This is a genomic window from Salmonella sp. K21076, assembly GCF_039650795.1.
Classification (GTDB): domain Bacteria; phylum Pseudomonadota; class Gammaproteobacteria; order Enterobacterales; family Enterobacteriaceae; genus Salmonella; species Salmonella enterica.
Genome location: NZ_JBCLYA010000004.1, coordinates 25,655 through 38,072 on the forward strand (window position 1 = coordinate 25,655; position 12,418 = coordinate 38,072).

10 protein-coding genes and 2 pseudogenes are annotated in these 12,418 nt (G+C 53.7%); 6 read left to right on the forward strand and 6 right to left on the reverse strand.

Annotation, left to right across the window (positions count from 1 at the left end; translation table 11 throughout):
• Positions 1-16: 16 nt before the first annotated feature.
• The 6 genes and pseudogenes from AAYN39_RS01115 to yihU form a co-directional block, all read right to left on the reverse strand.
• A complete protein-coding gene (locus AAYN39_RS01115; RefSeq protein WP_000084241.1) occupies positions 17-1,399 on the reverse strand; it encodes an MFS transporter in 1,383 nt (460 codons plus the stop codon).
• 45 nt (positions 1,400-1,444) lie between these two features.
• Positions 1,445-3,481 carry an alpha-glucosidase gene (locus tag AAYN39_RS01120; RefSeq protein WP_001087028.1) on the reverse strand — a complete coding sequence of 679 codons (2,037 nt, stop codon included), beginning with the start codon at positions 3,479-3,481 and terminating at the stop codon, positions 1,445-1,447.
• 43 nt (positions 3,482-3,524) lie between these two features.
• A pseudogene (locus tag AAYN39_RS01125) lies at positions 3,525-4,381 on the reverse strand (aldose-1-epimerase).
• A 3-nt stretch (positions 4,382-4,384) separates the two neighbouring features.
• Positions 4,385-5,626: pseudogene (gene yihS, locus AAYN39_RS01130) on the reverse strand (sulfoquinovose isomerase).
• Between the two features lie 15 nt (positions 5,627-5,641).
• Entirely contained in the window at positions 5,642-6,520 is an 879-nt protein-coding gene (gene yihT, locus AAYN39_RS01135) for a sulfofructosephosphate aldolase (protein ID WP_001067413.1), read from the reverse strand.
• A gap of 22 nt (positions 6,521-6,542) precedes the next feature.
• Positions 6,543-7,439 (reverse strand): sulfolactaldehyde 3-reductase, encoded by an 897-nt coding sequence (gene yihU, locus AAYN39_RS01140; RefSeq protein WP_000268240.1) that lies wholly within the window; start codon positions 7,437-7,439, stop codon positions 6,543-6,545.
• A 163-nt stretch (positions 7,440-7,602) separates the two neighbouring features.
• Between yihU and AAYN39_RS01145 the strand changes: the two genes are divergently transcribed.
• The 6 genes from AAYN39_RS01145 (at position 7,603) to fabY (ending at position 12,412) form a co-directional block, all read left to right on the forward strand.
• Positions 7,603-8,499 carry a sugar kinase gene (locus tag AAYN39_RS01145; protein ID WP_001520529.1) on the forward strand — a complete coding sequence of 299 codons (897 nt, stop codon included), beginning with the start codon at positions 7,603-7,605 and terminating at the stop codon, positions 8,497-8,499.
• Positions 8,500-8,532: 33 nt separating this feature from the next.
• Positions 8,533-9,336 carry a DeoR family transcriptional regulator gene (locus AAYN39_RS01150; RefSeq protein WP_000059689.1) on the forward strand — a complete coding sequence of 268 codons (804 nt, stop codon included), beginning with the start codon at positions 8,533-8,535 and terminating at the stop codon, positions 9,334-9,336.
• 190 nt (positions 9,337-9,526) lie between these two features.
• Complete coding sequence (gene yihX / locus AAYN39_RS01155) at positions 9,527-10,126, forward strand: glucose-1-phosphatase (RefSeq protein ID WP_000965695.1); 600 nt, start codon at positions 9,527-9,529, stop codon at positions 10,124-10,126.
• Positions 10,120-10,992: a virulence factor BrkB family protein gene (locus AAYN39_RS01160; RefSeq protein WP_000921423.1), complete on the forward strand. Its 873-nt coding sequence runs from the start codon at positions 10,120-10,122 to the stop codon at positions 10,990-10,992. The genes yihX and AAYN39_RS01160 overlap by 7 nt, the downstream gene beginning before the upstream one ends.
• Complete coding sequence (dtd, locus tag AAYN39_RS01165; RefSeq protein WP_000560975.1) at positions 10,989-11,426, forward strand: D-aminoacyl-tRNA deacylase; 438 nt, start codon at positions 10,989-10,991, stop codon at positions 11,424-11,426. The genes AAYN39_RS01160 and dtd overlap by 4 nt, the downstream gene beginning before the upstream one ends.
• A gap of 44 nt (positions 11,427-11,470) precedes the next feature.
• Positions 11,471-12,412 (forward strand): fatty acid biosynthesis protein FabY, encoded by a 942-nt coding sequence (fabY, locus tag AAYN39_RS01170; protein ID WP_001518251.1) that lies wholly within the window; start codon positions 11,471-11,473, stop codon positions 12,410-12,412.
• Positions 12,413-12,418 lie beyond the last annotated feature (6 nt).

A 12,418-nucleotide genomic window follows, 5' to 3' on the forward strand; every position in this document is an offset into this window, starting at 1 on the left:
TTATATTTTATTGTTGTTAAACCGTATGTTTCCGGGCCTCAATCTCTTCCACAATTCGCACGTACATCTTCTCGTTGAGGTTGTAGAAACAGCCCATCGCAATAATGGTGATGACCGCCAGCACGCAAGGATATATAAAGATCAACTGGCGTAGGCCTTCGACGGTGCCTGCCGATTGCACCACATTCGGGATATAACCGATTTGCGTCAGCATCCAGCCGGGGAAGAACCCTGCCAGCGCCTGGGAGACCTTACGGAAGAACGTGAAGCCGGTGTAAACCGTCCCTTCCGAGCGGACGCCGGTGCGCCATTCACCGTACTCCACCGTGTCGGAAACCAGCGCCCAGTTCAGGCTGTTGACGAAGGCGGAACCGAAGAACGCCAGGCAGGAGAAGGCGACAAAACTGACCGAGCCGCCGCCAAAGAAGTAGTTGAGCAGATCGCCCGCCACCCATATTAACAGCCCGCCGATATAGACTTTCTTCTTGCCAAAACGCCTGACTGCGCCGGGCATCAAAAAGACGCCGATAAAAATACAGCCCATGCTAAAGAAGCCCATCCAGGAGAGGAGGATCGGGTCGTTAAGAACGTACTGTGTGTAATAAACTTGAATCGCCAGTTTGACGTTGAAGGCGCCGAGAGTACAAAGGTTGGCGATACACAGAATAAACAGCGGGCGGTTACCGGCGATGGCGCGGAACGACTGCAATAATCCAGGCTTTTGCGCGCTATCGACAGGTTTCACTTCAACGTAGCGCTCTTTAACGCCGGCGTAGCACAGCCACATAAATAGCAGGCCAAACAATGAAAATAGCGTGGCGGCGAAAATATAGCTGAGTTGGGCATTGCCTTCGATCAGGTTCATGACCGGCACAAAGCCAACGGTACACAGCAGCAGGCCGAGAGTGGCGCCGCCCTGACGCCACGCGGCAAGCGAGGCGCGTTCATCCGGGTTCTTGGTAATCGCGGGCACCATCGCGCCATACGAGCAGTTCATCATGCTGAAAACCAGCCCATACAGCATAAACAGCATCGTTGCGACGACGGTTTTTCCCGTCACCTCAAACGGTGTGCCGACAAAGTTAGCAATCGCCAGTAGCGTTACCGGAAATGCCGCGTAAAGCACGAACGGGCGGAATTTGCCCTTCGGACCAATTTTACGCCGCGAGTCGAGCATAATGCCGGTACCCATATCGGTAAATGCGGTAAAAAATTTGGCGATCAGGAAAATGATCCCGCCGTAAGTCCCTGGTAAACCCAGCACATCGGTATAAAATTTGAGTAAATAGAGGGTCCCGATATCTAACAGGATATTGGAACCTAAATCCCCCAGTCCATAGGCAAGTTTTTCTTTAAACGGCAAGCGTATGGTTGCCGGATTCGATGATGTTTGACTCATTATTCTTCTCCATCTGCCCGCAGGTTTCCCTGCGGGCGAGCCGTATTAGATATTCCGTAAAGAAGCAAAAAGTAAAGCCCACTCGCTCTTCGCGCGATAGAAGACCGGCGGCTTGCCAATCGGCGCATCCACGGTAATTTCACCGCCGTGGTGAGCTTCGCCGGTCCAGATATTCACCCAGTGATCTTCCGGCAGGTACAGCGTCCAATCGCAACGCCCCTGCTCGTGAACCGGCGCGACCAGCAGATCCTGACCGAGCAGATATTGATATTTCAGGGTGTAGGTAGCGGCATCGTTCTCGTAGTGCAGGAATAGCGGACGCATGACCGGCAGACCGGTAGCCGCGTTTTGCGCCACCGCCTGCTTGAGATACGGTTTCAGCGTGGTAAAGACGGTGGTCATGCGGGCAAAGTGGGCAATAGTTTCCGCGTCGCCGTCGAACTGCCAGTTATTGCCGGGGCGGTTGCCTTCATGGGTGCGCATCATCGGCGTAAAGGCGCTGAAATCGCACCAGCGCAGCAGCAACTCTTTGCTGCGCTTCATGTCAAACAGGGTGGTGTAGCCGCCGATATCGCTGTGATGCAGACCATGGCCGGTCATCGCCAGCGACAATGCAGCAGGCACGACAGAGGCCAGACCATCATCAAGACTCCAGTCAACGTTCTGGTCGCCTGCCCACATCATGGTGGAATATTTCTGACTGCCGGTGTAACCCGCACGCATAAAGAACAGGATCTCGCCGAGCTTGCCGGTCTCCTGTAGCGCTTCGTAGTTACACTTCGCCCACAGTGCGGGCCAGGCGTTATGCATGATCTCTGCGCTGACGCCGTTGTGCAGATACGTGTCGGTCGGCAGATATTCGCCGAAATCCGCCATCCAGCCGCTGCAGCCGAGCGCGATCATGTTCTTTTTGATGACATCTTTGAACCAGTCGTAAGCTTCAGGATTAGTCAGATCGACCACGCCGCCATAGAATTCGCCAAACTCGACCAGATAGTCGCCGCCCGTGGCGTCTTTCGCCAGATAGCCGTGTCTCGCCGCCTCAGCGCAGAGGTCTTTATCACTGGCGACGTATGGGTTGATATAAGAGAGGAACTGGACGCCTTCTTCTTTCCACTGTTTGATCCGGCTATCCAGCTGTGGATAGTTGTCGCTATTCCACTTCCAGTTCCACATCACGCGCTTGCCAAAGGAGGTCATGCGGATACCGGACCAGTCCTGCGCCCAAATACCGTTCACTTTTACGCCTGCGTTGCGCATGGTATCCAGTTTTTGCTGACAAACTTCCGTACCGCCCTGAATGCCGAGCGTGACGCCGTCGTAAACCCAGTCCGGCAGCTCCGGCTGGCGACCTAACAGCGCAGTCAGTTTTTCCAGCAGGGCGATGTAGGTGTCGGCACACTCAAAACGCAGCGTAGTTTTATCTTCCCACAGCGCCAGTTCGTGATACTCCGGCGCGCTGAAGTCGAAATTCATATAGCAGCTATTATCGACGTGGCAGTAATACTTCTGCGTGCTGACAAAGGTCGGTTGCGGGAAGAAGGTCCAGTAATAGTCGCCGCCGGCGTTCTCTTTACAGTCTGCCTGCCAGGTGACATAGCTGGTTTTATTACGGCCAACGCCCTGTTCGCTGGTCCACAGCGGGAACGGCTTGCCGCGCAAATCGAAATAAGAGAACTGTTCGCCGCAGCCGTAGATATGGTCGTCTGGATTAGCTGCGAGGCGTAACCAGATACGGTTATGGTGCAGGTCGTCGTTTTGCAGATCCAACGTCAGGCGTCCCGCCTCATCGGCGGAGATGCGAAGGGTGGCGCTAATTGTTGCGCCACGGCTGAATTGTACCAGCCAGCCGTCGGGTAGCTCGCTGACGGTGGCCTCCGTTAATGCAATCTTCTCGTTAAGTTTGTCTTTGATGCTGAAGTTGCCGCGAAACATGTCAATGTCGGCAACGCCCGCGCCAATCCACAGACAGGGGTTTTCGGCGCTGTGGCGTAAAATCAGGCGCTGTTGCCAGCTAAGCGCAAAACCATCCTGTGATGTTGTCAGTTCAAAATCGGTTGACCGTTGTGGTAGAGAATTCATTGTAATCTCCGTGAATGTAGGGTAATTCGGTAATCCATTTGGGCTAGTCGCAGCCGATGGAAAAATGCAGTTGATGGATCGCTTTTGGGGCAAGATGAATCAGTGCGATCCCGGAATTAAATGCATCGGGCGGGCAGCTCATAGGCTCTACCGCGAGACCTTTCGGCTGAGTTTTTCGCCGGTATAGATCTGTAGCCAGGGTTGCTTGCTGCGTAAAAATGTAGACATGTTCTGCGTTGGGCTGGTAAGTCTGACCTCCCACTCCGCCGGGGCAGTCGCGGTCTTAACCGCATGATCAAGGCGCGTTTCGCCGAGCAGGCATGATGCGGAAAAATTCCTGCCTGCGGGCAATTCTTCGCTTGCAGGCAGTGTTAATACACAGCTATCGATGCTTTGCAGATTACAAGTCAAATAAGGATGTGCGCCCGCGCCATAAGGGGCTGATTCATCGCCAATGTTTTGCGTACGAATCAATACGTGCAGCCCACTGGCGGCATCTAACCGATAAATCACTTCCGATATCAACGCAAAGGGATAGCCGTAAGAGGGCGGCAGAAAAATCGTTAGCGACGCTTCCGTCGCCGACTGATAATTAATCTGCCAGTCTCGCCAGGCTAACAGACCGTGAATGGCGGTCTGCGAAACCGGGTCGTTAACGGCAAGCTGGAAAACTTTGCCGTTATAGGAGTAGCAGCCATTTGTCACGCGATTTGGCCAGGGAATCAATACCTTCCCCAGATGCGCCATGGGTATTTCTTCCGGTTTATGCGGGATGACCACATGACGTCCATGATGAGTCAGTTCCGCCAGACCTGCGCCAACCGTGACGATTTTCGCCTGGTAATGGCCCGCATTAAGCTGAATAGTTTTTCCACCGCTGTGCATGGCTGCCATCCTCATGACCTATTTCGCGTTGATATCCAGGAGACCCGCCGCGACCGCCGGAGCCAGGCCCGGCGCCAGTGGCAGACGAGGAATGACCAGGCAGTGCAGCAGATGGTAAATATCTTACTTGCCGTCCCACACTTTGGTGGTCACTTTGTTATCGGCGTCCAGCTCTTGCCACCAGGAACCATTTTCATAGTCCATCAGGTACTTAATGCAGTAGTCCCACCATTTCTGATACCACTCTTCATACTGGCTATCGCCCGTCAGGGTGTAGAGGGCGTAGGCCGTACCCATCGCTTCCACAATCGGCCAGCGCACGCGTTCACGTACGATAGGTTTACCGTCCCAGTCGACTGAGTAGACAAAACCGTCTGCGCCATCTGGCGCCCAGGCGTCGCGGATAGTGGCATGGAACAGACCTTTCGCATCCTCCAGCAGCCAGGCGGGGGGCGTTTCGAAGCGGGCCTCCAGCGCAGCATGGAGATGGAGCATCAGACGGCCCCACTCAATCCAGTGACCTGGCGTACCGCCGTAGGCGCGGAAACGGTGGGCAGGATTATCTTTGTTGTAGTCGCGGATAGGGTTCCACTGTGAATCGAAATGTTCATTAACACGGTAATGATTATTTCTGGCTACATCATGAATAATGACTGATGCGATTCTGATAGCGCGATCCAGCCATTTTTTGTCATGGGTAACGTCATAAACAATCAGGAACGCTTCGACGGCGTGCATATTGGCGTTACCGCCACGGTAATCTTCCGTCTGGCTAAAGGCTTCGTCCCAGGACTCAAGGCACATCTGCTCTTCTTCACTCCAGAAGTATTTCTCAATCACTTCTATGGTGTAATCCAGCAATTTTCTGGCTTCAGGGTGCCCGGTCGTGACGGCGCTGGCCGCACCCAGCAAGGCGAAGAAGTGTTGATAACCCTGTTTAGAGGCATCCACCACGCCCTGATCGTTAACGCAGGCATACCAGCCGCCGTATTTTTTATCGCGCAGCGCGCCGTTCAGGGCTTTGATGCCGTGATCGACCAGATCATAAGCGCCCGGTCGGCCCATCGACGCCGCCACGGAATAAACGTGCAGCATACGCGCCGTGATCCAAAGATGGGTGCCCATCTCTTCTTTGATTTGCCCTTTATTTCCCAGCCAGCCGAAGCCTGTCGGCACCGCGGCGTTTTTACCGAAATTAAAGATGCGGTCGGTTTCCTGCTCCAGCCAGCGGTTGTGGCTCAACGTGTTAAACCATTTCATTCTTTCATCCTCGTATTAACGACGTTTTGCCATCATTTCATCGACGATCTCGCCCAGACGTTGCAATTTAGGCGCGGAAACATCACGTAGCATCAGCTCGGTATCCGGTAAACCAATCACTGATGACCAGACCGCGCGTCCCGCCAGGAACCCGGATGCGCCAGCTTCCATGGCGACCCTGACTGCGCGAGGGAACAGTTTTTCGTCCACACCGGAAGAGAGGATGACCCACGGCATATTGATATGCCCATTCAGGCGTTGTGAGGCGGTAAGAAGATCGGAACGCGCGCCTTTGCCGTAGAGCGGCATTTCAACTTTGTAAAGATCGGCGCCGCTGTCGCCCAGCTCTTTGGCCGCATCGATAATCGCCTGCTCGCGATCGAACTTGTCGCCGCAGCGCGGCGGACGTACAACCGGTTCGATAATGCTCAGCAAACCATTGGAGTGACATAATTCATTGAATTCTTTAACCATATCCAGACGCTGCTGCGCGTCTTCATCGCTGCGCCACAGCACCAACAGTTTTAAGGCTTTCGCGCCATCCCGTTTTACCGCCTGCGCATTAATTTTTTTATCAATGACCACGTTATCAACGGGAATACCGTTGCCTGGGATGAAATCATCCGCCGCGACGATCATGGCGCAGCTTTTAGCGACCGCGTTTTGTTCTACGGCCTGGCGATAACAGAACTGCTGATCCAGCAGAACGGCAGAGGCATACGGGGAAAGAATTTTCGCCGCATTCACTTTGAAATCCGTCAGCACGCTATCGGCAACGGGTGTTTTCGCACCAGCAGCAGCAAACATTAAACGCATCGCCTCGCGCTGATCGACAGCCAGCATGGCAAACCCGCCGGACGCTCGCGTAATGTCTTTGATGGTGTAGTTGTTCATTCAATTTTCCTTTATACAGTCGTTACTTTTTTACGTTGGCAGTCAGCCCGGCGCTGATGCGCACCTGTTCCAGGATGGCGCTCCAGTCTTCCCGACCGCGGCCTGCGGCCCGCGCCAGGTTATAAACTTCACGGGAGGCGGCGCCGAGCGGCATCGGTACGTGCAGTTGATTGGCGACATCCAACGCGATGCCAAGATCTTTGTGCGCCAGATCGATCATGAAGGCGGGAGACAGATCCCCTTTCATCACTTTATTCGGCCAGGTGGTGGTGAAATGCCCTTTGCCTGCGGCAGTGCCGCTCATCACTTTTAAAGCCACGTCGAAGGAAAGCCCCAGCGCTTCACACAGCACGGCGGCTTCGGCGGAGAGCGCATTTAGCGCAATACTCATGTAGTTGTTGATCAGTTTTACGCGAATACCCATTCCCGGGCCGCCGGTGTTGACCAGCTCATTACCCATCGCCATCAGAACAGGGGTAGCGCGCTCTACTTGCTCCGTCGTACCGCCTGCCAGCAACAACAATGTGCCGGTAATCGCGTTGTCGGATGTCCGGCCTACCGGCACATCCATCATGCTGAACCCTTTGCTCTGCATGTCGGCAATCAGCTTATCGGTTTGCAACGGATGAATAGTGGACATATCAATGACCAGCGCTTCACGGGAAAGAGTTTCACAAACGCCTTGCTCGCCAAACAAAACGGAACGAACCAGATCGCCGTTCGGGAGCATGGTGATAACAAATTCAGCGCCGATGGTTGTCTGAGCCGGGCTGCTTGCAGGTTGCGCGCCTTTGTCTACCAGACGCTGTACGGCGTCGGGATTAATATCGAAGACGCTGAGTTGATGGCCCTGCTTTAGCAGATTGCTCGCCATAGGGGAGCCCATCTGTCCCAACCCGATAAATGCTATAACTGCCATATCGTTCTCCTGAACACGGTGGTGTCATTTTTTGTCATTAATGAGCCTTTTCTGTCTGTTTGTGATCGTATTTGTAATTTATGGTCAAAAAATTGACAGCCGTCACTTTTTAAACATTTCGTGAAATTAAAATGAGCACATCGAAAATGCTTGAGGAATGACCATGGTTCGTATTGCTTGTGTAGGTATTACCGTGATGGATCGCATCTATTACGTGGAAGGATTACCAACAGAAGGGGGCAAATATGTGGCGAAGCGCTATACGGAAGTGGGCGGCGGGCCTGCGGCGACCGCTGCCGTGGCTGCGGCGAAATTGGGCGCGCAGGTGGACTTTATTGGCCGTGTGGGCGATGACGACACCGGAAACAGCCTGCTGGCGGAACTGGAATCCCTGGGGGTAAATACCCGCTATACCCGCCGCTACACGCAGGCCATGTCGTCGCAGTCAGCGATTATGGTGGATGCCAAAGGAGAGCGGATTATCGTTAATTATCCCAGCCCGGATTTATTACCTGACGCCGACTGGCTTAACGACATCGATTTTTCGCAGTGGGATGTGGTGTTGGCGGATGTGCGCTGGCATGACGGCGCAAAACAGGCGTTTACGCTGGCGCGTCAGGCTGGCGTCATGACTGTTCTTGATGGCGATATTACGCCGCAGGATATTAGCGAGCTGGTGGCGTTAAGCGACCACGCCGCCTTCTCCGAGCCGGGGCTGGCACGCCTGACGGGGATGAGCGAAGCCATTGATGCGCTAAAAAAAGCACAAATGCTCACAAATGGACATGTCTATGTCACGCGAGGCAGCGAAGGCTGCAACTGGTTGGAAAAAGCGGCGGTACGCCACCAACCGGGTTTTACCGTGGAGGTGGTGGATACTACCGGCGCGGGCGATGTTTTTCATGGCGCACTGGCATTTGGCCTGGCAAGCGGATACGCTATCGAAGAGGCTGTCAGATTCGCCAGCGGCGTTGCCGCGCTGAAGTGTACGCGCCCGGGTGGCCGGGCGGGTATCCCTGATTGTGAGCAAACCCGATCTTTCTTGTCACTTTTTGTATAATATGAGCAGTAGGAAGCTTTTAGAGGAATGCTCATGAGTCTTACCGAACTGACCGGTAATCCGCGACACGATCGGCTGTTAATGCTTATTGATGAGCGCGGCTATATGAATATCGATGAGTTAGCCAGTTTGTTGGAGGTCTCTACCCAGACGGTTCGCCGCGATATTCGTAAATTAAGCGAGCAGGGGCTGATTACGCGTCATCACGGCGGCGCTGGCAGAGCGTCCAGTGTGGTCAATACCGCCTTTGAGCAGCGAGAGATCTCCTGGACGCAAGAGAAAAAAGCCATTGCGGAAGCCGTGGCTGACTATATTCCGGATGGCTCCACGATATTTATCACGATTGGAACGACGGTTGAGCAGGTGGCGCGCGCGCTGCTCAACCATAATCATCTGCGCATTATCACCAATAGCCTGCGCGTCGCGCACATTCTTTATAATAACCCTCGCTTTGAAGTGATGGTGCCTGGCGGCACGCTGCGCCCGCATAATAGCGGCATTATCGGGCCATCCGCGGCGGCGTTTGTGGCGGGGTTCCGGGCGGACTATCTCGTCACCAGCGTAGGCGCGATAGAGAGCGATGGCGCGTTACTGGAGTTTGATGTCAACGAAGCCAGCGTAGTGAAAACCATGATGGCTCACTCGCGACATATTCTGCTGGCCGCCGATCATACGAAATACCATGCTTCTGCGGCGGTTGAGATCGGCAATGTGTCACAGATTACCGCTCTGTTTACGGACGAGTATCCCGGTCCGGCATTACAGAATTTACTTCAATCCCAGCAAATCGAAGTGGTTCAGGTGAGTCCTTCGCTGGACGACGCCGTTTCAGCGTGACAAGCGCCCTTGCGCCGGAGGGTCGCGTCAGCGCTTTATCCGGCCAATAAAACGGCGCTGTGATGCAGGCGATATTGGGCATCGTCTGCGTTTCTATTGTCTTTTTGTTAATTGATTTATAAAGGGATACATAGTCAAACTTCTCCTTTCCCGCTACAGTTATTCATCCCCGGTTAGCAAGGAGAATGACATGCTCTACATCTTTGATTTAGGTAATGTGATTGTCGATATCGACTTTAACCGCGTATTAGGTGTGTGGAGCGACCTGAGTCGAGTACCGTTGGCTTCGCTGAAGCAAAAATTTACGATGGGCGAGACTTTTCACCAACATGAACGCGGTGAGATAACGGACGAAGCGTTTGCTGAAGCTTTCTGTCATGAAATGGCGTTATCGCTCAGTTATGAACAATTTGCGCACGGCTGGCAGGCGGTATTTGTCGGATTACGGCCCGAAGTGATTGCTATCATGCATAAACTGCGCGAGCAGGGGCATCGCGTGGTGGTGTTATCCAATACTAACCGACTGCATACCCACTTCTGGCCGGAGGAATACCCGGAGGTGCGCGCTGCCGCCGACCATATCTATTTATCGCAGGATTTGGGAATGCGTAAACCGGAAGCGCGTATTTATCAGCACGTCCTGCAGAAAGAAGGTTTTTCCGCTGCCGATGCGGTCTTTTTCGACGACAATGCCGATAATATAGAAGGGGCCAACCAGTTGGGGATCACCAGCATTCTGGTGAAGGATAAAGCCACCATCCCTGACTATTTCGCGAAGCTGTTATGCTAAAAACCGTTCACCAAAAAGCTGGACGCCATACGCGCCCTGTTCGGGCCTGGCTCAAGCTATTATGGCAGCGTATCGATGAGGATAATATGACGACTCTGGCGGGAAACCTCGCCTATGTCTCATTACTCTCCTTAGTACCGCTTATTGCCGTCGTTTTTGCCCTTTTCGCTGCTTTTCCGATGTTTTCTGATGTCAGCATTCAGTTACGCCATTTTATTTTTGCTAACTTTATGCCAGCCACCGGAGACGTGATTCAGCGCTATATTGAGCAGTTTGTCGCTAACTCCAACAAAATGACGGCGGTGGGCGCCTGTGGACTGATTGTGACGGCATTGCTGTTGATGTACGCCATTGATAGCGCCTTAAACACTATCTGGCGCAGCAAACGCACACGCCCAAAAGTGTACTCTTTTGCGGTGTACTGGATGATCCTCACGCTCGGCCCGCTTCTCGCCGGTGCCAGTCTGGCGATCAGCTCCTATCTGCTTTCTTTACGCTGGGCCAGCGATCTGAATACGGTCATCGACAATGTATTGCGCATCCTTCCGCTGCTGCTCTCGTGGATCTCATTCTGGTTACTTTACAGTATTGTCCCAACAACTCGCGTACCGAACCGTGACGCCCTTGTCGGCGCGTTTGTCGCAGCGTTGCTGTTCGAGGCCGGAAAGAAAGGTTTCGCGCTTTATATCACCATGTTCCCGTCATATCAGCTCATTTATGGCGTACTGGCAGTGATCCCTATCCTGTTTGTCTGGGTATACTGGACCTGGTGTATAGTCTTGCTTGGCGCAGAAATAACTGTCACTCTCGGGGAATACCGAAAACTCAAACAAGCCGCAGAACAAGAAGAAGCTGACCAACCATGATTGCATTAATTCAACGCGTAACCCGTGCCAGCGTCACCGTGGAGGACGAGGTGACGGGTAAAATCGGCCCAGGACTTTTGGTGTTATTGGGTGTCGAAAAAGAAGATGACGAACAAAAAGCGAATCGTCTGTGCGAGCGCGTGCTGGGATACCGTATCTTCAGCGATGTTGACGGCAAGATGAATCTGAATGTACAACAGGCTGGCGGCAGCGTGCTGGTGGTGTCGCAGTTTACGCTGGCGGCAGATACCGAACGCGGTATGCGGCCAAGCTTTTCCGGCGGGGCTGCGCCGGATCGCGCGCAGGCGCTTTATGAATATTTTGTCGAACGCTGCCGCCAGCAGGCGATAAACACGCAAACCGGACGCTTCGCTGCCGATATGCAGGTTGAGCTGGTTAATGACGGTCCCGTGACATTCTGGCTCCAGGTATGAGTCAGCTTCCGGCGTGGCCGCGGATAACAAGAGAGAGTACGGCTATGTATCACCTTCGAGTTCCGCAAACAGAAGAAGAATTAGAACGTTACTACCAGTTTCGCTGGGAGATGCTGCGTAAACCGCTGCACCAGCCGAAAGGGTCGGAACGGGATGGCTGGGATGCGTTGGCGCACCATCAAATGGTGGTGGACGAAGAAGGAAACTTAGTTGCAGTGGGCCGCCTGTATATCAATGCAGATAACGAGGCGTCTATCCGTTTTATGGCTGTACATCCCTCGGTACAGGATAAAGGGCTGGGGACATTAATGGCGATGACCCTGGAGTCTGTCGCCCGCCAGGAAGGCGTTAAGCGCGTCACCTGCAGCGCGCGCGAAGATGCGGTTGAGTTCTTTGCCAAACTCGGGTTTGTCAATCAGGGGGAGATTACTACGCCCACAACCACGCCAATCCGCCATTTTCTGATGATTAAACCGGTAGCATCGCTGGATGATATCCTGCATCGCGGCGATTGGTGCGGGCAGCTTCAGCAGGCCTGGTATGAGCACATTCCATTGAGTGAAAAGATGGGGGTGCGCATTCAGCAGTACACCGGGCAAAAATTTATCACCACGATGCCGGAAACCGGTAATCAAAATCCGCATCACACGGTGTTTGCCGGCAGCCTGTTCTCCCTGGCGACGCTGACCGGATGGGGACTTATCTGGCTGATGCTCCGTGAACGCCACCTGGGCGGGACGATTATTCTTGCTGACGCCCATATTCGCTACAGTAAACCCATTAGCGGAAAGCCAAACGCCGTGGCTGATTTGGGGTCGCTAAGCGGTGATTTGGACAGGCTGGCGCGGGGTAAAAAAGCGCGTGTCCAGTTGCAGGTTGAACTGTTGGGCGGCGAGACCGCCGGGGCAATTTTCGAAGGCATTTATATCGTACTACCTGCGAAACCGTTCGGCCCGTATGAAGAGGGCGGGAATGAGGAAGAGTAGCTGGAC